A 23843-nucleotide genomic window follows, 5' to 3' on the forward strand; every position below is an offset into this window, starting at 1 on the left:
CGTCCCCGGAGGTTCACCCGGCGGCCTCGCCCTCGGGCCGGCCCACGCGGGCGGCCATCCGAACAGCCACCCGAACGGGCATCCGGGCGCCTACACCAACGGCCACACCGGCGGCGTCAACGGCGCCACCGGCGCGCTGGCCGCAGCCCCCCGCAAGCTGTCGGGCCGGCGCCGCCGGGAGACCGTCGCGGTGCTGATCTTCGGCGGCGCCCCGATCTTCGAGAGCTCCATCCCGCTCTCCGTCTTCGGCGTCGACCGCCAGGACGCCGGGGTGCCCCGCTACCGCCTGCTGGTCTGCGCCGGGGAGGACGGCCCGCTCGCGACCACCGGCGGCCTGACCCTCTCCGCCCCGTACGGCCTGGAGGCGCTCGCCCGGGCGGGCACGATCGTCGTCCCGGCCTGGCGCTCGATCTCCCAACCGCCGCCGGTCGAGGCGATCACCGCCCTGCGCAAGGCCCACCACGAGGGCGCCCGGATCATCGGCCTGTGCACCGGCGCCTTCGTCCTGGCGGCCGCCGGCCTGCTCGACGGCCGCCCGGCGACCACCCACTGGATGTACGCGCCGACGCTGGCCAAGCGCTACCCCCGGGTGCACGTCGACCCGCGCGAGCTGTTCGTCGACGACGGTGACGTGCTCACCTCGGCCGGCACGGCCGCCGGCATCGACCTGTGCCTGCACGTGGTGCGCACCGACCACGGCGCCGAGGCCGCCAACGCGCTGGCCCGCCGCCTGGTGGTGCCGAGCCGTCGCGGGGGCGGAGGCCAGGCCCAGTACATCGATCAGTCTTTACCGGAGGAGATCGGCAACGACCCGCTGGCCGAAGTGGTCACCTGGGCGCTGGAGAACCTCAACCAGCAGTTCGACGTCGAGGTGCTGGCGGCCCGCGCCTACATGAGCCGGCGCACCTTCGACCGGCGGTTCCGCACGCTCACCGGCAGCGCGCCGCTGCAGTGGCTGATCACCCAGCGGGTGCTGCAGGCGCAGCGGCTGCTGGAGACCTCGGAGCTGTCGGTGGACGACGTCGCCCGCCGGTGCGGCTTCCGCTCGCCGGTGGCGCTGCGCGGGCACTTCCGCCGCCAGCTCGGCGTCTCCCCGGCCGCGTACCGGACGACCTACCGGGCCCGGCGGCCCGGGCAGCAGTCGGCCGCGCCGGTCGGTGCGCAGCTCGGCGACCTGCGGACGCCCGGAGGCCTGCCGCACCCGGCGGGTGCCGGCGCGGCGGGCGGGCCGCTGTTCGGCGGGCCCGTGCCCGCCGGGACCGCGCAGGTGCCGGCGTACCCGTTCCCGGCCGCGCCGGGCGCGGGCGGGCCCGGCGCGGCCGCACCGGCCGGCCCGGGGCAGGGCGCCCCCTACGCTCCGGGGCAGGCCGGGACGCCGGCCGCCGCCCAGGCCTTCCCCGCGCGGGCGGGCCAGCCGTACCCGCACCAGCAGGCCGCGCAGCAACCGCACCCCGGGCAGCAGGGTGCGGGGCGCGGCGCGGCGCGGTCGCCGCTGGTCCCGCAGCAGGCGGGGCCGGGCACCGGCCGTCCGTCGCGCACCGCCGAGCACGCGGCGGCCGAGGACGGGCACCCGCAGCCGGGCGCCCGCGGCCAGGGGCAGGGGCACCGCGGCGCGGTCGACCGGTCCCCGGACGACCAGGGGGCCCGTGCCCACGGCGCGTCCGGCGGCCCCGGTGGCCGGATGCCGATGGCCGGACCGGGCGCAGCGGCCGCGGGCCGTGCCGTCAGGCCCGCGCAGGTACGGGCCCAGGGCGCCCCGGGCGTCCGGGCCACGGCCTCCGAGGGCGGACGCCCGGTGACAGCACGCGAGGCCCGTCCGGAACCGAACGGTCAGGCCGGCCGCGATCCGCACGACACCCGGACACCCCGGGCCGAGGCGGACGAACGGGACGGCCACCCGGTGCGCGACGGCCGGCAGGCCGAGCACCCGGTGGGGCAGGAGCACCGCGCCGAGGCCGGCGCCCCGGCACCCCGCTCGGCTCCTCCGGTCCCCGCGGCGCGTGATCGCGCCGTAGGGTGAGGGCGTGAATGACCGCTTGGTATGGATCGACTGTGAAATGACAGGCCTCGACCTCGACCGGGACGCCCTGGTCGAGGTCGCGGTGCTGGTGACGGACTCCGAGCTGAACGTGCTCGGCGAGGGCGTGGACGTCGTCATCCGCCCGCCTGCGGAGGCGCTGGCCGGCATGCCCGACGTGGTGCGCGAGATGCACACCGCCTCCGGCCTGCTGGACGAGCTGGAGCAGGGCGTCACCCTGGCCGAGGCCGAGGAGCGGGTGCTCGCGTACGTGCGCGAGCACGCGCCGGAGGCCGGGAGGACGCCGCTGTGCGGCAACTCCGTGGCGACGGACCGCGGCTTCCTGGCCCGGGACATGCGCGCGCTGGAGAAGCACCTGCACTACCGGATCGTGGACGTGTCCTCGATCAAGGAGCTGGCCCGCCGCTGGTACCCGAAGGCGTACTACAACAGCCCGCCGAAGGGCGGCAACCACCGGGCGCTCGCGGACATCCGCGAGAGCATCGCCGAACTGCGGTACTACCGCGAGGCGGTGTTCGTCCCCCAGCCCGGTCCCGACGCCGACACCGCGCGCGCCATCGCGGAGAAGCACCAGGTCACCGCCGACTGAACCGGCGGAACCTCCTTGAGGACGCCCGCCACGGGGTCGACCGGGGGCGCCCGCGTTCACGCCGGGAAAACCCTGGCGCGAGCACCCTCTCCGATCCTGTAGAGTTCTCTCTGTCGGAACGTGAACGCGAGAGCGGGAACGAGCCGGACAGATGGTGGGTATAGCTCAGTTGGTAGAGCACCTGGTTGTGGTCCAGGTGGCCGCGGGTTCGAGTCCCGTTACTCACCCCAGAGCCTGAGGGGCCGATCTCTTGAAGAGATCGGCCCCTCAGGCGTTTTCGCGTTCCCCTGGGCCCTCGCGGCCCCAAGTCCGGCTCCCCGCAGGCCCGTGCCGCTCCGATTGTTCGAGGTCACCCCTGCCACCGGATACTACCAGCTAGTAACATCGTCTCCATGACCACACCTACGATCGGCCAGATGCTCGACGCCACCGTGCCGATGGCGCACACCCTCAAGCTCGAGTACCTGGAGACCACCCCCGAGCGGGCCGTGCTCCGGCTGCCCGACCAGGCCGAGTACCACAACCACGTCGGCGGCCCGCACGCCGGCGCGATGTTCACCCTCGCCGAGTCCGCCAGCGGCTGCATCGTGCTCGCCGCCTTCGGCGACCAGCTCTCCCGGGCCGTGCCGCTCGCCGTGAACGCCGAGATCGCGTACAAGAAGCTCGCCATGGGCGAGGTCACCGCCACCGCCGTGCTCGGCCGCCCGGCCGCCGAGGTCGTCGCCGAGCTGGACGAGGGCGGGCGCCCCGAGTTCCCCGTCACGGTCGAGATCACCCGCGCCGACGGCGCCGTCACCGGCGTGATGACGGTCACCTGGACGCTGCGCCCCAACTCCTGACCCCCGTACGGCCGGTGGCCCCGCGAGCGAGGCTCCGGGGCCACCGCCGCGAGGGGCCCGGCGTGACCTCGGGCGGTCGCGGCTCGTTCTCGACTCACGTGCGAGCCAATCACGCGGACAAGCCCCAGGAACCGGCCCCCGGCGATGCCACCCCCTCCCCCGATGCCGCAGGGGGCGGCGTGCGGCACGTGATCGGGCGCTGGCTGCCCAGCCCGCGCGCCGTCGCGGCGGGCGGGGCGCTGCTCGCACAGCTGTGGGGCTTCGGCGGCGCCGCAGCCTCGGCCGCCACCGCCGAACCGCCGCAGGAGCGCGGCCACTCGGCCGTCCGGCGGGCGCCGCAGGTCATCGGGGAGTTGGGCGAGGGCGCCGCCGGGGCGGTCGGAGCCGTGGGTGACGTCGGGGGCGTGCTGCAGGAGCGGATCCGCTCCGGCGGGCTGCCGCTGCCCGGCCAACAGGCCGCGCTCCCGGACGCGTTCGCGCTCGCCTCCGGTCTGCTCCCCACCGTCCCCGCCCAGGCCAGGCCCGCCGAGACCCGCGCCTCCCGCGAGGGCGGGCCCGCCGACCAGCCCACCGTCCCCCGCCAGCGCACCGCCGCCGACCGGCCGCGGGCGGCCGGGCAGTCGCCCGGGGCCCGTACGGAGGCGGCGCAACCGGTGGCCGCAGGGGGCGCGGGCACTGCGGCGCCCGGCGCCGGGGCTGCGGGCGGGGCGGGACCGGCATCGGGCGCGAGCGCGGGAGCGGGTACGGCGGGGGGCGGGTCGCCGGAGGCGATCGCGCTCGCCGACACCGCGACGGTCACCGACCTCGGGGACGGCTCCGCCACCGCGACCGCCGTCCTCGCCCCGATCGCGGCGGGGCTGCTGCTCACGGGCGCGGCCATGTGCAAGCACCGCGGGCTGCCGCGCGGGCACTGAGAACGGCCCTCAGGCGGTGGTCAACGTCATTTCCAGCAGAGGGAGTTCGCGACCCGGGATCGATCCGGACGGGGTGCTGCCGATGCGGGTGGCGCCCATCGCGAGGTAGAAGGGCTCGGCGTTCGGGTCGGCGTCGATGGTGAGCCGGTGCAGGCCGAGTGCCGCGGCCTCGCTCCGCACGTGCTCGAACAGCGCGCGGCCGACGCCACGGCCGATCGCCTCCGGCTCGACGAACATCATGTCCAGGCTGCCCTCCGGCGGATCGGCCTCCAGCGAGGCGAAGCCCAGCACCCGGCCGCCGTCCTCGGCCACGGCGGTGACGAGGCGACCCAACGCGGCCTCGTCCAGGGCGAGTTCCTCGCGGCAGGCGGCCATGAACGCCTCGTCGTAGCCCCAGTGCGCCTTGGAGCGCAGCGCGAGGCCGGTGAGCAGTGCGGCCTCGTCGAGCCGGGCCGGTCGGATCCGCATGGCGTGCTCCCCCTCGGGTCGGTGACGGCCATTGTGCGCCGGGCGTCGACCGTCCACCACGGATGTGCTGCCGTGGGACCGGCGGGCGCAGGCGCCAGGACGGCGAAGTCGGCCGGAAGGCGCCCGTGTTCGAGACGGGAGGGGCGGACGGAGGCGGCGCCGGGGACGGGGCCGCCACGTCAGCGGAAGACCCCCGGAGGCGGCGCCGGGGACGGGGCCGCCGTCGCGTCCGTGGCGGGGGTGGCACCGGCGGTGAAGTCCGCGAGGGGGCGGCCGTGTTCGACACGGGCGTGGGCGGAGTCGGAGGCGGCGCGGCGGGTGAGGTCGGCGACCGGGAGGGGGGTGTGGGCGGCGGCCAGGACGAGGTTGCCGAAGCGCTTGCCGCGCAGGACGGCGGGGTCGGCGAGGAGGCAGAGCTCGGGGAAGACGGCGGCCAGGGTGGCGACCTGGGAGCGGGCGAAGGGCAGGGCGCCGCCGTCCGCGATGTTGGCGGTGTACCAGCCGCCGGGGGCGAGGGCGCGGGCGGCGAGGGTGGTGAACTCGACGGTGGTGCAGTGGGCGGGGGTGCGGGCGCCGGAGAAGACGTCGGTGATGACGAGGTCCACGCTGCCCTCCGGGGTGCGCTCCAGCACGCTGCGGGCGTCGCCGCCGCGCACCTTGATCTGCCAGCTGCGGTCCAACGGCAGTTCGGCGCGGACGAGTTCGGTGAGCGCGGTGTCGATCTCGGCGACCTGCTGGCGCGAGCGCGGCCGGGTGGCGGCGACGTAGCGGGCCAGGGTGAGGGCGCCGCCGCCGAGGTGCAGGACGGTGAGCGGGCGGCCGGGCGGGGCCGCGAGGTCGACGAGGTGGCCGAGGCGGCGCTGGTACTCGAAACCGAGGCGCGTGGGGTCGGCGAGGTCGACGAGGGACTGCGGGGCACCGTCGATCAGGAGGCTCCAGGCGAAGGGGCGGTCCTGGTCGGGGCGCAGCTCGGCCAGGCCGGAGCCGACCTGGCGGGTGAGCGGGCCCTGCGCGTGGGTGCGGCCGCCAGGCCCGGTCGGCCCGGTGGTGTCGGCGCTCTCGCCGCCGCGTGCGGCCCTGTTGCTTCGTCCCATGGGGCCATTATCGCCGCCCGGCGGTGACGGCTCGGGTGCCGGCCTCAGGTGACGGCCTTGGATGAAGCCCCAGCTCAGAACGGTCCGAGGCCGCCTGCGGTGAGCGTGCAGGCGGCCTCGCAGAGGGCGGAGCGCAGGACCCAGGCGTCGGTGGGCCGGACGGCGAGGGCGGCGCCGGTCGGGGGGATGACCCAGCGCGGGTCGGTGGCGGCGGGCAGCAGGGCACCCGAGGTACAGGTGCTGCCGGGCAGGTGCCAGGTCTCGGCGGTGCCGGCGGCGACGAGGAAGGCGACGGTGCTGCCGCTGCGGCTCTGCAGGACGGCGCCGCAGGCGCGGCGCAGGCGCAGGATGTCGACGGCTTCGAGGCCGTGCCGCAGGGCGACGGTCACGGTGTCGCAGCCGGTGACGAGGACGCCCTGGCCGGAGGGGGCGCCGGAGGGGGCGCCGGTGCGGCCCTCGCAGGGGGCTCTGCCGCCGTCGACCGGGCCCCGGCCGGGAATCCGGTCGTCGACCGGGTCGGGGAGCAGGGCGGGAGCGGCGGCGGCGAGCACGCGCCCGGGGACGGGACGGTACTGCGGCAGTCCGGTGGCCATCATCGGCCCTCCTCCATGTACCTCGTCCGGGTACCTCGTCGGGTCGGAAGCACCGCCGCCGGGTGGGGGTCGCCGGGGGACGGCGGGGCGGCACGGGGCTTTCCAGGTATCAGGACAACGCGGCAGTGCACCGGAAGGCCACGGGGCGCCTTACAGCAAGGCATGGCATTTCATGGCGGATTACCCGTAACTTCGCCCGTTTCCTCCGCAATTGCCCGCACATCTCCCACGAACCGACTGTGCCCGACCGGTGACTCCGAGTACTGTCGGCGCCATGGCAGCCCCCCCACCGGCCGAGCCGAACCGCCCGTCCCCCAACGCCGCGATGCGCACCCTGCGCGGCGACCGGTCCCCGGGGGAGTTCGCCACGGCGGTGCGCCGGGCCGCCCGTGAGATCGGCGAGCACGTGTCCTGCGACGCCCGCTACGTCGGGCGGGTCGAGGCCGGTGAGATCCGCTGCCCCAACTACGCCTACGAGCGGGTGTTCCGGCACATGTGGCCGGACCGCACGCTCACCGACCTCGGTTTCGCCCCCAGGACCTCCGTCCGCCGACGCCCGGCGGAGGGCGGCCCGCGGGGAGGTGCCGACGACCCCGCCCGCCCCGGTCCGTTCCGACCGCTGCCCGCCCCTCGATCGGCACCGTCCACTCAACTCCCGTACGCTGCCTCGCCGTACGCGGAAACCGCCGCTCCGGACGGGCCGTCGTGGCCGGGTGCCGGCCCGGCGCCATGGGGGTCCGGCGGACCGCCCCATCTCGACGAGGAGAACGACGACGTGCGTCGCCGTACGTTCCTGGCCGGCGGCACCACCGCGCTGGCCACCGCGATCGGCCTGGACCGGACGGCTTCGGCCGCGCCCGTCCCCGCCGTTCACCTTCCCGGCCAGGCCCGGGCGCCCATCGGCGAAACGATCACCCTCCGGATCACCCCCGGCATCACCCCCGGCATCAGCCCCGGGACAGCCCCCGAGGACGCCCAGGCCCTGTTCGCCCCCGGGCCCGCCGGGGTCGTCCCCGGCCGCCCGGGGCAGGTGCCGCCGCTGCGCCGGGTCGGCCACGCCGAGGTGCTCGGCGTGGAGCAGGCCGTCCGGGACATCCGCCTGGCCGACGACGCCCACGGCGCCGACGCCCTGTACGAGCGCGCCGGACAGTCGCTGCGCCACGCGTACGTGCTGCTCAACGAGGGCGAGTACAACGACGAGACGGAGCGACGACTGCAGGCGGGTGCGGGTGAACTCGCCATCTCGGTGGGCTGGTTGGCCCACGACTCCAACCGGCTCGCGGACGCCCGCTCGTTCTACTCCGAGGCGCTCGCCACGGCCCGGATGGCCGGCGACTCCGCGCTCGAGGCGCACGTCTTCTGCAACAGCGCCTTCCTGGCCCGGGACTCCGGCCGCCCCCGCGAGGCGCTGCGCGCCGCCCAGGCCGGGCAGGCCGCCGCCCGGCGGCTGGGCTCGGACCGGCTGCTCTCCCTGCTGGCCATGCGCGAGGCGGGCGGCTGGGCGGTGCTGCGCGACCGGCCGGGGTGCGAGCGGGCGCTCGCCCGGGCGTACCAGCTGTTCGAGCGCGGCCCCTCGGCGGCCGACCCCGAGTGGATGTCCTTCTTCGGCGAGGCGGAGATCGCCGGACTGCAGTCCCAGTGCTGGTCCGCACTGGGCGAGTGGGACCGCGCCAGCGAGCAGGCCGGGCTGGCGATGGCGCTCCAGCGCCCGCACTTCGTCCGCAACCGGGCGCTGTACACCGCCGAACTGGCCCACGACCGCCTGGGCCGGGGGGACTTGGCGGGGGCGGCGCACCACGGGTCGGCGGCCGTCGCGCTGTTCGCCGAGGTCCGCTCGGCCCGCATCCGCAGCATGCTGGCGGACACGGCCGAGCGGTTGCGCCCGCACGCCGCGGTGCCCGAGGTGCGCGACTTCCTCACCGGGTACGACGGGTTCGCGGCGGCCTGAGCCGTACCTGACGGCCAGTCACCATCCGTCTCAGTGGCCGTACTTCAGCCCCTCCAGGTGCGAGAGGTCGTTCCACACCTCCACCGCCGGGGCGCCGTACTCCCAGGACAGCACGCACAGCGCCGCCGTGCCGAGCTTGAAGCGCTGGGCGAACTCGGGCGGCAGGCCCAGCCAGCGGGCGGTCAGGATGCGCAGCAGGTGCCCGTGCGCGAAGAGGACCACGTCCCGGTCGGCGCAGTGCATGACGGTGGTGTCCGTCTCGGGGACTCCGTGCTCGGCGTTGAGTTCGGCGAGGAAGCGGTCCACCCGGGCCGCGACCTCGGAGAGCTTCTCGCCGCCGGGCACGCCGTCGCGCCAGATCAGCCAGCCCGGGTGGTCGGTGGCGCGGATGTCGGGGCCGGTGCGGCCCTCGTACTGCCCGTAGTCCCACTCCAGCAGCTCCGGGCGCTCCACCGCGCGGTCGCCGAAGCCGGCCAGCTCGCAGGTCTCCTTGGCCCGGCCGAGCGGGCTGGTGTAGACCAGCGCGTCCGGCAGCCCGTTCCAGGGGGCCTTGGCGAGGCGGGCGCCGAGCGCCCTGGCCATGGCGCGGCCGTCCTCGGTGAGGGGGATGTCGGTGCGGCCGGTGTGGCGGCCGGTGGCGGACCACTCGGTCTCGCCGTGGCGGACCAGCACGATTCGGGCGGGCATGGTGGCTCCTCGCAGCGGGGGCGGTCAACGGTCGGTCTCACCCTTGAGCACCGGGCTCCATGATCCCGCACCCGGCGCGCGGCCACGATCGCGGGCCCTTCCGCACGGGAACGGGCCGTCGGACGCCGCGTTGTCGGACCTGGATGCGACACTGGGCCGCACCATGAACGTCTCGACGAACGTCCCGCCCCGCGGGCCCGCTGAGCCGCTCGCCCAGCGGCTCGCCGAGCTGCGAGGACCGGCTCCCCAGCGCAGTCTGAACGCCCGCTCCCTCGCCGCGCTCGCGGCCAATCCCGGCTGTCACCGCCGCGCCGTGCTCGACGCGGCCGGGGTCGACAAGTCCGCCCTGGCCGCCCGGCTCGGCCGCCCAGCCCCCTTCGGGCAGTCCCCCTTCGCGATCGCCCGCGGCGTGATCTTCGAGTCCCGGCTGAAGGCGGACGACTACGCCGCGCTGCTGGAGCCGCTGCGCGCCCACCTCGGCGTGCCCGCGGACGAGCGCGCCCCCCTGGAGGTGCCGGACCTGCTGCCGCGCTCCGGCCCGGCGGTGCGCGCCGACCGGACGGCCGAGGCGCTGGCCCGCGCCGCCGCCGATCCGGACGCGTGGACGCTGCTGGACCACCCGATGCTGCGCCTGGAGGTGGCCGGCAGCACCGCCTACCTGGAGCCGGACGCCGTCGTGGTGCACGGCGGCCGCTGCACGGTGGTGGAGATCAAGTCCTTCCCCGTGCTGGACGGCGGCGCGGACCCGGCCAAGGTCGGCGCCGCCGCCCGGCAGGCCGCCGTGTACGTGCTGGCGCTCCAGCGGGCCGCCGCCGCGGCGGCCGGGCAGCCGCTCGCCGAGGACCCGTACACCGAGCAGCGCCTGCCGGGCAGCCCGCGCACCGGCGTGCTGCTGGTCTGCCCGAAGGACTTCGGCAACCGGCCGACCGCCGTGGCCGTCGACGTGCGCCGCGAACTCGCCACCACCCGGCGCCAGTTGAGCCGGATGACCGGCATCGGCGGGCTGATCGCCGTGCTGCCCGAGGGCGTCGACTTCGACCTGGCCGCCGCCGAGGACGGCACGCCCGTACGGTCGGACGAGCAGCTGACCGCCTCCGTCGAGGCGATGCCCGCCGCCTACAGCCCGGACTGCCTCTCCACCTGCGAGCTCGGCTTCCACTGCCGCTCCCGGGCCCGCTGTGACGACCGGGTCGAGCAGCTCGGCCGGGGCGTGCGCGGCGAGCTGGGCAGCATCCGCACGGTGGCGGCCGCCCTGGCCGCGGCCGACGGCACCGGCCGGGCGGACGACGCCGCCGAGCGCCTGGCGTACGCGGCGGCCCTGCGGGCGGAGGCGCTGGGCGCGAGGGCTCTGGATGTGGAATCCCTGCGCGCCGAGGCCCCGCACCCCGAGGCCCTGCACGCGGAGGCACTCGCGGAGGCCCTGTCGGCATGAGCCTCCTCACCACCCTCGCCCGGCTGGAGGCCGTCCGCAGCGGGCGGGCCGAGCCGCTGGCCACCGTCCGCCACCGGCACCTGTCCGAGCGCCCGATGGTCGTCGTCCCCCTGACGGCCGCCGGTGAGGCCGGCGCGCCGCTGGCCGTGATGCTGGGCACCGACCGCGACGCGCCCCGGCTGCACCTGGTGCCGCAGCCGCTCAACCGCACCCTGCGCTTCGACTTCCTGGCCGAACTGGCCGCCGACCTCCTGCCCTACCTGGAGTCCTTCGGCGAGGACGTCGAGCAGATCGAAGGCTCCGAGAAGGACCCGGAGACCGGCGAGAAGACCCAGGTCTTCCGCGAACTGTGCGCCGACGCACCACAGTTGATCGTGCCCAACGGCGCCGGCGTGCAGCACCTGGCGCTGATCGGCCGCTCCACCCGGTTCCGCCGCACCGCCGAGGACGCCGACCCGGGCCCGTACCCGGCCCCTCTGCGGGTGCCGCTGCTCGGCCGCTGGCTCACCCACCTCACCGACCGCGCCCAGGTGCCGGGCTCCAGCCTGCTGCTGCCGATGACCGGCCTGCTCGCCCGGCACTGGGCCACCGGCCAGAGCCACCTGGAGGACCAGCACCTGGCCGCCCACCTCGCCTGGCACGCCCCGCCGCCCGGGCTGACGGGCGCGCAGGCCGCGGAGCTGGCCGAGTCCGCGCGGGACGAGCGCCAGCAGCTGCTGCACCCGCCGGCCGGCCCCGCCACCGACCCGCGCTTCGACGAGGTCGTGCTCGCCCCGGCGATCACCCGCTACGACGCGGCCGTCGGCGCCCTCCAGCACGCCGTCGAGCAGGCCGACGGGACGGCCGCCACCCGCGCCCGCACGGCCGTCCGGGGAGCGGTCGCGGGCCTGGAGCAGGCGCTGTCCGAGGCGCTGCTGCCGACCTGGCGGGACGTCTGGCAGGGCCTGGACCTGCTGCGCGCCCTGCCGCCGGGCGGCCACCTGGAGGAGCGCTGGACGGGCGACCGCTGGTCCTACACCGGCCACCGCGACCGCCTCGCCGCCGGCGAGCCCCCGCAGCCCCGCCAGGACGACGCCGTCACCGCCGCCCGCAAGCTCGCCCAGCGCGAACGCGAGCAGGCCCGCCTCGACGTGCAGGAGGCGCTGGACGATCCGCTGGCGATGGCCGAACACCGGCTGTCCGGCGAGGCGTTCAGCGGCACGGTGACGGTGGTGGTGCCGGACTGGGACACCACCGGCCGCTCCCCCAAGCCCCGCCCGCTGATCACGCTGCGCACCGCCGACCGCCCGCACGCCGACCTCGGCCGGGAGGCGCACCGCGTGCACGGCGCCTCCGCCCAGAAGGCGCGGATCGTCGCGGTGGACCCGGCGGAGGGCACCATCACCCTGCGGGTGGTCTCCGGCATGGGCCGCAGGAAGGACCCGGAGCCCGGCAGCCTGCCCGAGCCCGGCGAGACCGTCACCTTCACCCTGTTCGAGCTGACCGTCCGCCAGTCGGCCCCGCTGCCCGAGCCGGACGACACCCCCTGGACGCACGGCGGCCCGCCCGGCGCAGCGCCGGCACCCGCCAACTCCACCGTCGTCAGCGAGGATTGGGAATGACGAGCACGCAGTCCCCCGGCGCGGCAGCCGATGCCGCCGTGGCCCGCATCCTGGCCGCGACCGTCCACCCCGCGCCCGGCGCCCCGCGCGGCGTGGTGGTCGACTCCCCGCCCGGGGCCGGCAAGTCGACCCTGGTGGTGCGGGCCGCCCGCGAGCTGGTGGAGGCCGGCGAGCGGCTGATGATCGTCGCCCAGACCAACGGCCAGGTGGACGACCTGGTCGGCCGACTGGCCGATAAGGCACCGGAGTTGACGATCGGACGGCTGCACGCGACCGACTCCCGCCCCGGCCCGGAGGTGCTGAAGCACGCCAACGTCACCCCCTCCGACAAGGTCGCCGACCTGGTCGAGCACGACGTGGTGGTCTCCACCTCCGCCAAGTGGCAGTGGGTGCGCACCGAGGCGCCGTGGCGGCACGCGATCGTCGACGAGGCGTACCAGATGCGCTCGGACGCCCTGCTCGCCGTCGCCCGGCTCTTCGAGCGGGCGCTGTTCGTCGGGGACCCGGGCCAGCTGGACCCGTTCACCGTCGTCGGCACCGAGCAGTGGGCGGGCCTGTCCTACGACCCGTCCGGCAGCGCCGTGGTGACGATGCTGGCGCACAACCCGCAGATCGAGCCGCACCGGCTGCCCGTCTCCTGGCGGCTGCCCGCCAGCGCGGCCCCGCTGATCTCGCGGGCGTTCTACCCGTACACCCCGTTCCGCTCCGGCACCGGCCCGGGCGAGCGCACCCTCACGGCCTCCGTCCGCCCGGACGGCTCGGCGCTGGACGCGGCGATCGACCGGGCCGCCGAGCACGGCTGGGCCCTGCTGGAGCTGCCCGCCCGGCACACCGTACGGACCGACCCGCAGGCGGTGGCGGCCGTCGCGGCGACGGTGCGCCGGCTGCTGGAGCGCGGGCTGACGGCCCGCTCCGAGCAGGGCGAGGCGCCGCTGACCGCCGACCGGGTCGCGGTGGGCACCGCCCACCGGGACCAGGCGGCGGCCGTACGGGCGGCGTTGGTGAAGGCGGGCGTCCCGGTGGACGGCGAGGCCGGGCCGGCCGTCACGGTGGACACCGCCAACCGGCTGCAGGGCCGCGAGTACGACGTCACCGTGGTGCTGCACCCGCTCTCCGGACGCCCCGACGCGACGGCCTTCCACCTGGAGACCGGCCGCCTGTGCGTGCTCGCCTCCCGCCACCGGCACGCCTGCATCGTGGTGGCCCGGGCCGGGATCGCCGAGCTGCTGGACGAGCACCCGGCCACCGAGCCGGTGCAGTTGGGCGTCCCGGTGGCCTTCCCGGACGGTTGGGAGGCCAACCACCAGGTGCTGCAGCACCTGAGCGGCCACCGGGTGCACCTGCGCTGAGGGCTCAGTCCTCCGTCTCGCACACGGCGAAGGCGACGACGGAGCCCCGCTCGGCCTGGGCGCTCCAGCCCGTCGCGTCGGCGGTCGGCCCGCTGGCGCGCACCGGCCCCTCGGCGTCGGGCTGGAGCCGGTAGCCGCCGCCGGTGAGGTGGGTGCCGCGCGGGCAGGTCGCGGTGGAGACGCCGCCGGGGGCGCTGACCGGCCCGGTGACCACCTGGGCGGTCTCGGCGGCGCGGGCCGGCGGGGCCGCCGCGAGGGAGGCGGGCAGGGTGAGGACGACGGCGGACAGGACGGTACGGGTGCGCATGCGGGCCTCCACGGGCCTTCGACGGCTGGACACCCGGGACAACCGGTTCGCATGCGATCCGGATGCGCCCCCGACGCCTGTCGGACGCACGGCGCACGGGGCACTGCCCCGGCGTGAACTCCGGAAGTCCGGCGCACGGCCGGGGAATAGCGCTCGCACGCGCACCGTTCCGTTACCGGCCGTCCGCGCGCGACAATGGACGACGGCCACGACCGGGCGGGCGGCCCGGAGCAACCCCCGCCCACCCCACCCTCAGACCCCGGAGGTGTCCGTCCATGCCCGACTCCCGTGCAGAGTCGACCCAGCCCGCCAGGCGACTGCGCCCGGTGGAACTGCTCTTCGAGCCCCAGGCCTCCGAGCCCGAGCCGGAACGATTCTTCGACCTGGAGTCGATCGACGACCCGGCCGAGCTGCTGCGACGCTCCACCGAACTGGCCCTGGCGTTCCGGGCGGCCGCCGAGCGGGCCACCGACTTCCAGGCGGTCGCCGCCGCCCAGCTCGCCGACCCGCGCCGCTTCGACGCGCTCTCCGAAGCCGAGATCGCCGAGCGGGCCGACTGGACCGCGGACTACGCCGCCAAGATGATCGAGTACGGCCGCGGCCTCCTCCAGCCCCGCCGCCACGAGGACTGACCGCACGCCCCTGGCATATGCCGGTGGCGCGGAGGGTACGCGACCGCCCGTCCCCCTGTCCGGCGAACCGCGCTTTCCGCCCCACCGCCGCCGCGCACCGAGCACGCTGCCGGATGTGGACATCTGGACGCATCAGTCGGTGGAGTACGTCACCGTCGCCGGTGAGGCGTGGCTCGCCTCCGCCAGCGAGTACCCGCGCAGCATGCGCGCCCTGTGGGAGACCCGCCCCTGGGCGCCCACCGTGCTGCCCTGCGGGCGGGCCTTCGACGTGATCAGCATGCCGGGCCTGTTCGGCCGCCGGGTCCTGGACGAGCTGTGGGCCTCCGGCCCCGGCTGCGGCCCGGTGGCGACGTACCGGGGCCGGACCCTGCTGTTCGTCCAGCCCGGTGCGGCGCCCCGGCTGCGGCGGCTGCTGGCCTGGGAGGAGTGGGCCCGGGACGTCCCGCCGCTGCTCTGCCACGGCAAGGGGGACGCGGTGACCGTCCCGCCCGTCCAGCGGATGGTGCACGGCCCGGAGTCGCCCGGGCAGGGCTCCGGGCGGTGGATCGTCGCCCCGGAGGAGCGCGAGCCCCGGCTGCCGGGTGCCTCCGTCACGCTCTGGGCCTGCGTCCGGGCCGCGCGGGAGCCGGTCGGGGCCGCCCCCGCCGGATCCGCGGTGCTGTCCGGCAGGTGAACGCGGACGGCAGGTGAACGGGGGGCGGCCGGTATTCGATTTTGGTCCGGCCGCGGGGCGCTGCTAGAGTCTTCCCTGTCAGCAGGCGCCGCTAGCTCAGTTGGTTAGAGCAGCTGACTCTTAATCAGCGGGTCCGGGGTTCGAGTCCCTGGCGGCGCACAGACAGCCGGAAGGCCCTTCGCGAGAGCGAAGGGCCTTCCGGCGTTCTCCGGCGCTTTCGGCTGCACGGGGCGGCGACCGGTCCGCCCGCCGAAGCGGACGGACCGGCCCGGCGGAATCAGCGCCCGCGCAGCGCGCGGTAGCGGGCGACCAGCTCGGCGGTGGAGCTGTCCAGCTGCTCCGCGCCCTCACCGGTCAGCAGCACCGGCTCGATCCGCTTGGCGAGCACCTTGCCCAGCTCGACGCCCCACTGGTCGAAGGAGTCGATGTTCCAGACCGCGCCCTGGACGAACACCTTGTGCTCGTACAGCGCGACCAGCTGCCCCAGCACCGAGGGGGTCAGCTCCCCGGCCAGGATCGTGGTGGTCGGGTGGTTGCCCTGGAAGGTCTTGTGCGGCACGAGCTCGGCCGGCACGCCCTCGGCGGCGACCTCCTCCGGCGTCTTGCCGAAGGCCAGCGCCTGGGTCTGGGCGAAGAAGTTGGCCAGCAGCAGGTCGTGCTGGGCGACCAGGCCGGGCAGCAGGTCCGCGACGGGCTCGGCGAAACCGATGAAGTCGGCCGGGATCACCTTGGTGCCCTGGTGCAGCAGCTGGTAGTAAGCGTGCTGACCGTTGGTGCCGGGGGTGCCCCAGACCACCGGGCCGGTCTGCCAGTCGACGGGGGTGCCGTCGCGCGTCACCGACTTGCCGTTGGACTCCATGTCCAGCTGCTGCAGGTAGGCGGTGAACTTGGACAGGTAGTGCGAGTACGGCAGCACCGCGTGCGCCTGGGCGTCGAAGAACGCGCCGTACCAGACGCCCAGCAGGCCGAGCAGCAGCGGGACGTTCTCCTCCGCCGGGGCGGTGCGGAAGTGCTCGTCGACGAGGTGGAAACCGTCCAGCATCTCGCGGAAGGCGTCCGGGCCGATGGCGATCATCAGCGAGAGGCCGATCGCCGAGTCGTAGGAGTAGCGGCCGCCGACCCAGTCCCAGAACTCGAACATGTTGGCCGTGTCGATGCCGAAGTCCTGCACGCCCCGGGCGTTGGTGGACAGCGCCACGAAGTGCTTGGCCACCGCCTCGGTGCCGGCGCCGAGGCCCGTCAGCAGCCAGTCCCGGGCGGAGACGGCGTTGGTGATGGTCTCGATGGTGGTGAAGGTCTTCGAGGCGACGATGAACAGTGTCTCGGCCGGGTCGAGGTCGCGGACGGCCTCGTGCAGGTCGGCGCCGTCCACGTTGGAGACGAACCGGACGTCGAGGTCGCGCTTGGAGAACGAGCGCAGCACCTCGTAGGCCATCGCCGGGCCGAGGTCGGAGCCGCCGATGCCGATGTTGACGACGGTGCGGATCGGCCGGCCGGTGTGCCCCGTCCACTCGCCGCTGCGGACCCTGTCGGCGAAGGCCGCCATCTTGTCCAGGACGGCGTGCACCTCGGGCACCACGTTCTCGCCGTCGACCTCGACCACGGCGCCGCGCGGGGCGCGCAGGGCGGTGTGCAGGACGGCCCGGTGCTCGGTGACGTTGATCTTCTCGCCCCGGAACATGGCGTCGCGCAGCTCGGCGACGCCGGTGGCGGCCGCGAGGTCGCGCAGCAGCGCCAGCGTCTCGTCGGTGACCAGGTTCTTGGAGAAGTCCACGTGCAGGTCGCCCACCTGGAGCACGTGGCGGCGGCCGCGCTCGGGGTCGGCGGCGAACAGGTCGCGCAGGTGGGTGTCGCCGAGCTCGGCCCGGTGCTTGCCGAGCGCGGCCCACTGGGGGGTGCGGTCCAGCGGGGTGCGGGCGTCGGCGCGGGTCTCCGACATCGGGGTTCCTCGATTCATCTGGGTGCGGATGAGTACCGGCAGGGCCAGGCGTGTGAGTCCCCGATATTGAGGAACTGTGCGAGGTCGAGCGGTGGCTTCCGGGGTGGTGCGCCGACTCCGTTGACGGCCTGCCCGGGTTCACCCTATGCAACCCGGGCGGCCGCTCCGTACATTCCGGCGTTCCGTCCGGGGCGTTCCGTCCGGGCGTTCAGCAGCGGGCTGCCGAGCCGTCACTTCCGCTCCACCACTTCCCCGTCACCTCCGCTCCGAGCGCAGGTCGAGCCCCCGCAGGACCTGGTCGACCAGCTCCGGATCGGCGCCGGTCTCGCTGCGGGCCGCGAGCATCTCGCGCCGGGAGGCGGCGATCATCTCCTGCTCGACCTCCCGGGCGGCACGCCACTGGCTCAGCCGCAGCTTCGCCTCGGCGGCCTCCTCCTCGGCGTAGTTCTCCGGGCAGAGCCGGGCCAGCCGGTCGTGCTGACGGTCCCGCAGCCGGTCGGCGACCTCGGAGGGCAGCTTGTCCTGCTCCTCCAGCTCGCCGAGCCGCTTGAGCCCGGCCTTGGCCGCGCGCCACCAGAGCTGCCGTACGGCCTGCTCGTGGGCGTCCTGGTCGATGTCCAACTGGAACCGCTTGGCCAGCCAGGGCAGCGTCAGGCCCTGGACCAGCAGGGTGAACAGGACGACGCTGAAGGCGATGAAGACCAGCCGGCCGCGCTCGGGGAAGTCCTCGCCGGAGTGCAGGGTCAGCGGGATGGCGAGGGCCAGGGCGACGGTGGCCACACCGCGCATGCCGGACCACCAGAGGATCACGCTCTCCTTCCAGCTGAAGGGGGTGTCCTCCTCGTCGCCGCTGCGCAGCTTCTTGGAGAGCCAGCCGGCGGGCAGCAGCCACAGCAGCCGGACGACCACGACCACGGCGATGACCACGGCCGCGTCGCCGAGGAAGCCCGTCCAGCCGCGGCCGGCCTCCTTGAGGACGGTGGCCAGTTCCAGGCCGATCAGGCCGAAGGCGACGCCGGTGATGAGGATCTCGACGACCTCCCAGAAGGCGTTGCCGACCAGCCGGTAGGAGACGGCGTCGGCGTCGGAGGCCCGCTCGGCGAGGTAGAGGGCGCAGATCACGACGGCGAGCACGCCGGAGCCGTGGATCTCCTCGGCGACGGAGTAGGCGGCGAAGGGCACCAGCAGGTTGAGCGCGACCTGCTGGGTCGGGTCCTCCAGCCGCTCGGCGAGCTTGGTGTTGACCCAGCCGAGCACGATGCCGACCACGACGGCGACGACGGCGGAGAGCACGAAGCGCAGCACGGCGTGGCCGACCGAGAAGTCCCCGCTGACCACGGCGTCGATGGCCAGGGAGTAGATGACGATCGCGGTGACGTCGTTGAACAGCCCCTCGCTCTCCAGGATCGCGACCAGGCGCCGGGGCAGCCCGACGCTGCCGGCGACGGCGACGGCGGCCACCGGGTCGGGCGGGGAGACGAGGGCGCCGACGGCGATCGCGGCGGCGAGCGGCAGGGCGGGCAGCAGCCAGTGCACCGTGCCGGCCACCGCGACGGTGGTGATCACCACCAGGAGGACGGCCAGCAGCAGGATCGATCTCGCGTTGGCCTTGAAGTAGCGCACCGAGGAGCGCCGGGCGACGGCGAAGATCAGCGGCGGCAGGACCAGCGGCAGGATCAGCTCGGGCTCGATGGAGACGTCCGGGATCTGCGGGACGAGCGCCATGACGATGCCGAGCAGGGTCATCAGGACGGGCTGCGGCACCCCCGTCCGGCGGGCGAGCGGCATGGTCACCACGGAGGCGAGCAGCACCAGGAAGAACAGGGGCAGCTGGCCCACGGGGAGGTTCCTCTCGACAACGGAAACGACGGGCACGACGGACGGCTGAGCGCCGTCCAGGATAAATCTGACAATGCGCCCATCGGTGAAGCCGCGCCGAACACCGGCTTGACCTCAAGCGGACTTCAGGTTCGAGGATCGGGGCTGTCGGTGTACCGAGTGGAGGGGAGTTCGCCGTGAAGGCAGTCGTCGTCCCGGAGTTCGGCGGTCCGGAGGTCCTGAGGATCGCCGCATTGCCCGATCCGGAGCCCGGGCCGGGCGAGGTGCGGGTGCGGGTGCACGCCGCCGGGGTGCAGCCGGTGGACCTGGCCGTACGGGCGGGGTACAGCCCGCCGGGGGCCGTACTGGCGCTGCCGGCCGTCCTCGGCAACGAGTTCGCCGGGGTCGTGGACCGGCTGGGGCCCGGCGTCGAGGGCTGGAAGGCCGGGGACGAGGTGATCGGCTTCCGGACGCTGACCGCCCAGGCCGAGCTGGTCGTGGTGGACGCCGGCCAGCTGGTGGCCAAGCCCGCCGCGATGCCCTGGGAGCAGGCCGGCGCGCTCTCCGCCTCCGGCCAGACGGCGCACACGGCGCTCGGCGTGCTCGGGGTCGGCCCCGGGGACACCCTGCTGGTGCACGGCGCCTCCGGCGGGGTGGGCACCGTCGCCGTCCAGCTCGCCCGGGCCCTGGGCGCCACGGTGGTCGCCACCGCGAGCGAGCGCAACCACGACTACCTGCGCGGACTGGGCGCGATCCCCGTCGCGTACGGGGAGGGGCTGGCCGAGCGCGTCCGGGCGGTGGCGCCGCAGGGCGTGGACGCGGCGCTGGACGCCGCCGGGCGCGGGGCGCTGGAGGCCTCGCTCGGCCTGGTCGCCGACCGGGGGCGGATCGGCACCCTCGTCGACTTCGAGGGCGCCGCGGAGCACGGGGTGCACGCGGTGCGCACCGACCGCACGGCGGAGCGGCTCGGCCTGCTGGTCGGGCTGTGGGAGTCGGGCACGCTGCGGCTGGAGATCGCCGAGGCGCTGCCGATGGAGAAGGCCGCCGAGGCACACCGGCTGGTGGGGACGGGGCACGTGCGGGGCAAGGTGGTGCTGACGTTCTGAACCCCGCCGGGCGTTCCGAACCCCGTCGGGCGTTCTAAACCTCGCCGAGGGGACGGATTCCGGGCCGATTGTGTGTTTCGGCTGCTGACCAGGTAATGTTCTCCACGTCAGCAGGCGCCGCTAGCTCAGTTGGTTAGAGCAGCTGACTCTTAATCAGCGGGTCCGGGGTTCGAGTCCCTGGCGGCGCACAGACAGCCGGAAGGCCCTTCGCGAGAGCGAAGGGCCTTCCGGCGTTTTCGCCTCTCCCCGTGGCAGGAAAGGTGGGGAACAGGTCATTGCTGCCCTCCACGGCCGGTGACAGTCTGGCCGCATGAGAGCGCGCAGCGTGGTCATCGTCCTGTACGAGGGCGTGCAGAGCCTGGACGTCACCGGGCCGCTGGAGGTGTTCGCGGGTGCGGGCGCCGCCGCGCGGCGGCCGGGCGCGTACGAGGTGGTCACCGCCTCGCCCGGCGGCGCGGCCGTGCGCACCTGCAGCGGGCTGCGGCTGCTGCCGGACGCGGACCTGGCCGAGGTCGGGCCCGTGCACACGCTGCTCGTCCCGGGCGGGGAGAGCGGCGTGCTGCCGGACGCGGCGGTGGTCGCCGCCGTACGGGAGCTGGCCGGGCGGGCCGAGCGGGTCGTGTCGGTGTGCACCGGCGCCTTCGTGCTGGCCGAGGCCGGGCTGCTGGACGGGCGGCGGGCGACCACCCACTGGGCGTACTGCGAGGCGCTGGCCGAGCGGTACCCCGGGGTGGAGGTCGACCCCGATCCGATCCACGTCCGGGACGGGCACGTCGCCACCTCCGCCGGGGTCACCGCCGGGATCGACCTGGCGCTGGCCCTGGTGGAGGAGGACCTCGGGCGGGAGGCCGCGCTGCTGGTCGCCCGGCACCTGGTGGTGTTCCTGCGCCGGCCCGGCAACCAGGCCCAGTTCAGCACCCAGCTGGCCGCCCAGGTCGCCTCGCGGCAGCCGCTGCGCGAGGTCCAGCGGTGGATCGCCGAGCACCCCGAGGCCGACCTGTCGGTGGAGGAGCTGGCCCGCCGCTCGACGCTGTCCCCCCGGCACTTCGCCCGGGCCTTCGCCGCCGAGGTCGGCGTGACCCCGGGCCGGTACGTGGACGGGATCAGGCTGGAGGCCGCCCGCCGCCGGCTGGAGGACACCGACGAGGGCGTCGAGGAGATCGCGCGCTCCTGCGGCTACGGCACCCCGGAGGCGATGCGGCGCGCCTTCGTCCGGGCCCTGGCCGCCCCGCCCGCCGAGTACCGCCGCCGCTTCCGCCCCGCCCCCGATCCCCCTGGAGGTCACTGATGCGCATCGCCGTCCTGCTGTACGAGAACTTCACCGCCCTGGACGCCGTCGGCCCGTACGAGGTGCTGTCCCGCATCCCCGGCGCCGAGGTGGTGTTCACCGCCGCCCGGCGCGGGCCGGTGCGCACCGACATGACGAGCCTGGCGCTCACCGCCGACGCCTCGCTGGAGGAGGTGACCTCGGCCGATGTGCTGCTGCTGCCCGGCGGGCCGGGGACGATGGAGCAGCTCGGCGACGAGGCGGTGCTGGAGTGGGTGCGGGCGGTGGACGCCACCACCACCTGGACGACCTCGGTCTGCTCCGGCTCGCTGATCCTGGGCGCCGCCGGGCTGCTGGAGGGCCGCCGCGCCACCTCGCACTGGGTCTGCCTGGAGGAGCTGCGCCGCTTCGGCGCGGAGCCGTCGGGCGCGGAGCGGATCGTCGTCGACGGCAAGTACGCGACGGCGGCCGGGGTTTCGGCCGGCATCGACCTGGCGCTGACCCTCACCGGGCTGATGGCCGGGGCGCGGGTGGCGGAGTCGATCCAGCTGGTCATCGAGTACGACCCGCAGCCGCCGTACTCGGCGGGCTCGGTGGCCACCGCGCCGGCCGGGCTGGTGGAGGAGCTGACGGCCACCAACCTGCTGCTGACGTAGGCCGGTCGAGCCGGTGGCCCCACCCCCCCTCGGGAGGTGGGGCCACCGGCCGTGTCCGTCAGCGGCCGAAGTAGGAGTTGAAGTTCTTGGAGAACTCCTGCCCGCCGAACCGGTCCCAGTTGATCGACCAGGTCATCAGGCCGCGCAGGTTCGGCTGCGCGCCCGAACGCGGGCTGTACGTCCCACAGTTGGCCAGCTTGGTGAGGCAGTCCAGCGCCTTGTTCACCTCGGCCGGGGCGACGTAGCCGTTGCCCGCGTTGGTGGTGGCCGGCATGCCGATGGCGACCTTGGAGGCGGGCAGCGGCGGGAACATGTTGTTGGTGTTGCCCGCCACCGGGAAGCCGTTGAGCAGCAGGTCGGTCATCGCGACGTGGAAGTCGGCGCCGCCCATCGAGTGGTACTGGCCGTCCAGGCCCATGATGGAGCCGGAGTTGTAGTCCTGGACGTGCAGCAGGGTGAGGTCGTCGCGCAGCGCGTAGATGACCGGCAGGTACGCCCCGGCGCGCGGGTCCTGGCCGCCCCAGGGGCCCGATCCGTAGTACTGGTAGCCGAGTTGGACGAAGAAGGTCTCCGGCGCCATGGTCAGCACGAAGCCCGGGCCGTACTTGGCCTTGAGGGTCTTGAGCGCCGAGATCAGGTTGACGATGACCGGGCTGGTCGGGTTCTTGAAGTCGGTGTCGCCGGTGTTGAGGGAGAGCGAGTGGCCCTCGAAGTCGATGTCCAGGCCGTCCAGGCCCCACTTGTCGATGATCGCCGAGACGGAGCTGACGAAGGTGTCGCGGGCGGCGGTGGTGGTCAGCTGGACCTGGCCGTTCTGGCCGCCGATCGAGATCAGGACCTTCTTGCCCTTGGCGCGCTTGGCGGCGATGGCCGCCTTGAAGTCGGCGTCGGACTCGACGGTCGGGCACTCGGTGGCGGAGCAGCGGTTGAAGCGGATGTCGCCGGAGGTGACGGAGGTGGGCTCGCCGAAGGAGAGGTCGATGATGTCCCAGGAGTCGGGGACGTCGGCCATCCGGGTGTAGCCGGCGCCGTTGGCGAAGCTGGCGTGCAGGTAGCCGACCAGGGAGTGGCCGCCGGGGGTGCCGGTGGGCGTGCCCGTGGGGGTGCCGGTGGGGGTGCCCGTGGGCGTGGCGGTCGCGGTCGGGCTGCTCGTCGCCGTCGGGGAGCTGCTGGCCGTCGGGGAGGCGGTCGCGGTGGGCGAGGCGGTGGCCGTCGGGGAGCTGCTCGGGCTGGGCGCGCCCGGGCCGTCCAGGGAGACGTCGTCCGCGTAGTAGGTGCCCTGGCCGTACCAGCCGTGGGTGTAGACGGTGGCGCTGGTCTGGTTGGCGCCGGTGGTGAAGCTGACGCTGAGCTTCTGGTACGCCCCGCCGGTGCCGGGCGTCCAGGTGCTGGGGCCGCCGCCGTCGACGCCGAGGTAGACGTAGCTGCCGTTGACGTACGCGCTGAGCGTGTACGTGGTGCTGGGCGCGACGGTGACGGTCTGGCTGCACTGGGCGGTGTCGCCCGCGGTGGCGGCGCCGGCCAGGGCGTAGCCGCCGCTGTGCACCGGGCTGGTGACGACGCTGCCGGCGTTGCCGGTGCAGCTCCAGGGGCCGAGCGAGCCGGACTCGAAGCCGCCGTTGACCAGGAACTCCCCGGCCGAGGCGGCGGGCGCCAGGCCCAGGGTGACGCCGACGAGGGTCGCCGCGGCGACGGCGGAGGCGGTGCCGGCGGCGAGCGCGGCGCGGCGGTGCTTGGACGGACGGCCGGTGGGCGGGCCGGAGGGCGGCGGGGTTCTGCGCATGGGGGCGCTCCTGCGGGTGGACGCGGTCGTGGGGGACGTCCGAGGGCACGCCGGAGCCGCGCCAGTGGGGGGAACGGCCCGGCCTGGCACCCAAGTTGGACTAGACCACT

General features: G+C 75.1%; 20 protein-coding genes, 3 tRNA genes and 1 pseudogene. 16 read left to right on the forward strand and 8 right to left on the reverse strand.

Going from position 1 to position 23843, the window contains the following annotated elements:
- Positions 1 to 136 precede the first annotated feature (136 nt).
- The 5 genes and pseudogenes from ACIRRS_RS18060 to ACIRRS_RS18080 form a co-directional block, all read left to right on the forward strand.
- Positions 137 to 1378: pseudogene (locus ACIRRS_RS18060) on the forward strand (helix-turn-helix domain-containing protein); the annotation flags it as partial.
- 646 nt (positions 1379 to 2024) lie between these two features.
- Positions 2025 to 2627, forward strand: a complete 603-nt coding sequence (gene orn, locus ACIRRS_RS18065) for an oligoribonuclease (RefSeq protein ID WP_402971687.1) — start codon at positions 2025 to 2027, stop codon at positions 2625 to 2627.
- A gap of 154 nt (positions 2628 to 2781) precedes the next feature.
- Positions 2782 to 2857: transfer RNA gene (locus ACIRRS_RS18070), tRNA-His, on the forward strand.
- Positions 2858 to 3019: 162 nt separating this feature from the next.
- Positions 3020 to 3466, forward strand: coding sequence for a DUF4442 domain-containing protein (locus ACIRRS_RS18075; RefSeq protein WP_031069844.1), 447 nt, complete (start codon positions 3020 to 3022; stop codon positions 3464 to 3466).
- 179 nt (positions 3467 to 3645) lie between these two features.
- The gene (locus tag ACIRRS_RS18080; protein WP_402971689.1) at positions 3646 to 4380 is read left to right on the forward strand and encodes a hypothetical protein; all 735 of its coding nucleotides are present in this window, start codon (positions 3646 to 3648) and stop codon (positions 4378 to 4380) included.
- Between the two features lie 9 nt (positions 4381 to 4389).
- On the opposite strand, the gene ACIRRS_RS18085 is transcribed toward ACIRRS_RS18080, so the two are convergent.
- From ACIRRS_RS18085 to ACIRRS_RS18095, 3 genes are all read right to left on the reverse strand, one after another.
- Positions 4390 to 4848: a GNAT family N-acetyltransferase gene (locus tag ACIRRS_RS18085; RefSeq protein ID WP_402971691.1), complete on the reverse strand. Its 459-nt coding sequence runs from the start codon at positions 4846 to 4848 to the stop codon at positions 4390 to 4392.
- A gap of 179 nt (positions 4849 to 5027) precedes the next feature.
- A complete protein-coding gene (locus ACIRRS_RS18090) occupies positions 5028 to 5942 on the reverse strand; it encodes a spermidine synthase (RefSeq protein WP_402971693.1) in 915 nt (304 codons plus the stop codon).
- 74 nt (positions 5943 to 6016) lie between these two features.
- A complete protein-coding gene (locus ACIRRS_RS18095; RefSeq protein ID WP_402971695.1) occupies positions 6017 to 6538 on the reverse strand; it encodes a hypothetical protein in 522 nt (173 codons plus the stop codon).
- Positions 6539 to 6809: 271 nt separating this feature from the next.
- On the opposite strand from ACIRRS_RS18095, the gene ACIRRS_RS18100 reads away from it, so the two are divergent.
- The gene (locus tag ACIRRS_RS18100; RefSeq protein ID WP_402971697.1) at positions 6810 to 8483 is read left to right on the forward strand and encodes a tetratricopeptide repeat protein; all 1674 of its coding nucleotides are present in this window, start codon (positions 6810 to 6812) and stop codon (positions 8481 to 8483) included.
- A gap of 30 nt (positions 8484 to 8513) precedes the next feature.
- Here ACIRRS_RS18100 and ACIRRS_RS18105 read toward each other — a convergent pair whose 3' ends face one another.
- On the reverse strand, positions 8514 to 9170 hold the full coding sequence (locus ACIRRS_RS18105; RefSeq protein ID WP_402971699.1) for a histidine phosphatase family protein: 657 nt from the start codon (positions 9168 to 9170) through the stop codon (positions 8514 to 8516).
- A 163-nt stretch (positions 9171 to 9333) separates the two neighbouring features.
- On the opposite strand from ACIRRS_RS18105, the gene ACIRRS_RS18110 reads away from it, so the two are divergent.
- Genes ACIRRS_RS18110 through ACIRRS_RS18120 form a run of 3 tightly spaced genes read left to right on the forward strand, consistent with a single transcriptional unit; the run spans position 9334 to position 13552 of the window.
- Positions 9334 to 10602, forward strand: a complete 1269-nt coding sequence (locus ACIRRS_RS18110; RefSeq protein WP_402971701.1) for a hypothetical protein — start codon at positions 9334 to 9336, stop codon at positions 10600 to 10602.
- A complete protein-coding gene (locus tag ACIRRS_RS18115; protein ID WP_402971703.1) occupies positions 10599 to 12203 on the forward strand; it encodes a hypothetical protein in 1605 nt (534 codons plus the stop codon). The genes ACIRRS_RS18110 and ACIRRS_RS18115 overlap by 4 nt, the downstream gene beginning before the upstream one ends.
- Positions 12200 to 13552, forward strand: a complete 1353-nt coding sequence (locus ACIRRS_RS18120) for an AAA family ATPase (RefSeq protein ID WP_402971705.1) — start codon at positions 12200 to 12202, stop codon at positions 13550 to 13552. Before ACIRRS_RS18115 ends, ACIRRS_RS18120 begins: the two co-directional genes overlap by 4 nt.
- Before the next feature lie 4 nt (positions 13553 to 13556).
- Here the strand turns inward: ACIRRS_RS18120 and ACIRRS_RS18125 are convergent, their stop codons facing one another.
- Entirely contained in the window at positions 13557 to 13859 is a 303-nt protein-coding gene (locus tag ACIRRS_RS18125) for a hypothetical protein (RefSeq protein ID WP_402971706.1), read from the reverse strand.
- Positions 13860 to 14134: 275 nt separating this feature from the next.
- Between ACIRRS_RS18125 and ACIRRS_RS18130 the strand changes: the two genes are divergently transcribed.
- The 3 genes from ACIRRS_RS18130 (at position 14135) to ACIRRS_RS18140 (ending at position 15323) form a co-directional block, all read left to right on the forward strand.
- Positions 14135 to 14491 carry a hypothetical protein gene (locus ACIRRS_RS18130; protein WP_402971708.1) on the forward strand — a complete coding sequence of 119 codons (357 nt, stop codon included), beginning with the start codon at positions 14135 to 14137 and terminating at the stop codon, positions 14489 to 14491.
- A 115-nt stretch (positions 14492 to 14606) separates the two neighbouring features.
- A complete protein-coding gene (locus ACIRRS_RS18135; protein WP_402971710.1) occupies positions 14607 to 15164 on the forward strand; it encodes a bifunctional DNA primase/polymerase in 558 nt (185 codons plus the stop codon).
- An 85-nt stretch (positions 15165 to 15249) separates the two neighbouring features.
- Positions 15250 to 15323 (forward strand) — tRNA-Lys (locus tag ACIRRS_RS18140).
- Between the two features lie 118 nt (positions 15324 to 15441).
- Here the strand turns inward: ACIRRS_RS18140 and pgi are convergent.
- Together pgi and ACIRRS_RS18150 are read right to left on the reverse strand one after the other, a co-directional pair.
- On the reverse strand, positions 15442 to 17103 hold the full coding sequence (gene pgi, locus ACIRRS_RS18145) for a glucose-6-phosphate isomerase (protein WP_402971712.1): 1662 nt from the start codon (positions 17101 to 17103) through the stop codon (positions 15442 to 15444).
- Between the two features lie 255 nt (positions 17104 to 17358).
- A complete protein-coding gene (locus ACIRRS_RS18150; RefSeq protein WP_402971714.1) occupies positions 17359 to 18942 on the reverse strand; it encodes a Na+/H+ antiporter in 1584 nt (527 codons plus the stop codon).
- A gap of 176 nt (positions 18943 to 19118) precedes the next feature.
- Here ACIRRS_RS18150 and ACIRRS_RS18155 point away from each other — a divergent pair, with 176 nt between their 5' ends.
- From ACIRRS_RS18155 to ACIRRS_RS18170, 4 genes are all read left to right on the forward strand, one after another.
- Positions 19119 to 20027 carry an NADP-dependent oxidoreductase gene (locus tag ACIRRS_RS18155; RefSeq protein ID WP_402971716.1) on the forward strand — a complete coding sequence of 303 codons (909 nt, stop codon included), beginning with the start codon at positions 19119 to 19121 and terminating at the stop codon, positions 20025 to 20027.
- Positions 20028 to 20141: 114 nt separating this feature from the next.
- Positions 20142 to 20215: transfer RNA gene (locus ACIRRS_RS18160), tRNA-Lys, on the forward strand.
- A gap of 122 nt (positions 20216 to 20337) precedes the next feature.
- Positions 20338 to 21315, forward strand: coding sequence for a GlxA family transcriptional regulator (locus ACIRRS_RS18165; RefSeq protein ID WP_402971718.1), 978 nt, complete (start codon positions 20338 to 20340; stop codon positions 21313 to 21315).
- Positions 21315 to 21950 carry a DJ-1/PfpI family protein gene (locus ACIRRS_RS18170; RefSeq protein ID WP_402971720.1) on the forward strand — a complete coding sequence of 212 codons (636 nt, stop codon included), beginning with the start codon at positions 21315 to 21317 and terminating at the stop codon, positions 21948 to 21950. Before ACIRRS_RS18165 ends, ACIRRS_RS18170 begins: the two co-directional genes overlap by 1 nt.
- Positions 21951 to 22008: 58 nt before the next feature.
- Here the strand turns inward: ACIRRS_RS18170 and ACIRRS_RS18175 are convergent, their stop codons facing one another.
- Complete coding sequence (locus ACIRRS_RS18175; RefSeq protein ID WP_402971722.1) at positions 22009 to 23733, reverse strand: chitinase; 1725 nt, start codon at positions 23731 to 23733, stop codon at positions 22009 to 22011.
- Positions 23734 to 23843 lie beyond the last annotated feature (110 nt).

This window comes from Kitasatospora sp. NPDC101183, from assembly GCF_044767945.1.
In the GTDB taxonomy this organism is placed as follows: Bacteria; Actinomycetota; Actinomycetes; order Streptomycetales; family Streptomycetaceae; genus Kitasatospora.

Excerpts from the sequence above, each read along its gene's own strand:
- ACIRRS_RS18115 (WP_402971703.1), top strand. The coding sequence starts at position 10,599 with ATGAGCCTCCTCACCACCCTCGCCCGGCTGGAGGCCGTCCGCAGCGGG.
- ACIRRS_RS18085 (WP_402971691.1), bottom strand. The coding sequence starts at position 4,848 with ATGCGGATCCGACCGGCCCGGCTCGACGAGGCCGCACTGCTCACCGGC.
- ACIRRS_RS18170 (WP_402971720.1), top strand. The coding sequence starts at position 21,315 with ATGCGCATCGCCGTCCTGCTGTACGAGAACTTCACCGCCCTGGACGCC.
- ACIRRS_RS18125 (WP_402971706.1), bottom strand. The coding sequence starts at position 13,859 with ATGCGCACCCGTACCGTCCTGTCCGCCGTCGTCCTCACCCTGCCCGCC.
- pgi (WP_402971712.1), bottom strand. The coding sequence starts at position 17,103 with ATGTCGGAGACCCGCGCCGACGCCCGCACCCCGCTGGACCGCACCCCC.
- ACIRRS_RS18130 (WP_402971708.1), top strand. The coding sequence starts at position 14,135 with ATGCCCGACTCCCGTGCAGAGTCGACCCAGCCCGCCAGGCGACTGCGC.
- ACIRRS_RS18175 (WP_402971722.1), bottom strand. The coding sequence starts at position 23,733 with ATGCGCAGAACCCCGCCGCCCTCCGGCCCGCCCACCGGCCGTCCGTCC.
- ACIRRS_RS18105 (WP_402971699.1), bottom strand. The coding sequence starts at position 9,170 with ATGCCCGCCCGAATCGTGCTGGTCCGCCACGGCGAGACCGAGTGGTCC.
- ACIRRS_RS18095 (WP_402971695.1), bottom strand. The coding sequence starts at position 6,538 with ATGATGGCCACCGGACTGCCGCAGTACCGTCCCGTCCCCGGGCGCGTG.
- ACIRRS_RS18100 (WP_402971697.1), top strand. The coding sequence starts at position 6,810 with ATGGCAGCCCCCCCACCGGCCGAGCCGAACCGCCCGTCCCCCAACGCC.
- ACIRRS_RS18075 (WP_031069844.1), top strand. The coding sequence starts at position 3,020 with ATGACCACACCTACGATCGGCCAGATGCTCGACGCCACCGTGCCGATG.
- ACIRRS_RS18110 (WP_402971701.1), top strand. The coding sequence starts at position 9,334 with ATGAACGTCTCGACGAACGTCCCGCCCCGCGGGCCCGCTGAGCCGCTC.
- ACIRRS_RS18165 (WP_402971718.1), top strand. The coding sequence starts at position 20,338 with ATGAGAGCGCGCAGCGTGGTCATCGTCCTGTACGAGGGCGTGCAGAGC.
- ACIRRS_RS18090 (WP_402971693.1), bottom strand. The coding sequence starts at position 5,942 with ATGGGACGAAGCAACAGGGCCGCACGCGGCGGCGAGAGCGCCGACACC.
- ACIRRS_RS18120 (WP_402971705.1), top strand. The coding sequence starts at position 12,200 with ATGACGAGCACGCAGTCCCCCGGCGCGGCAGCCGATGCCGCCGTGGCC.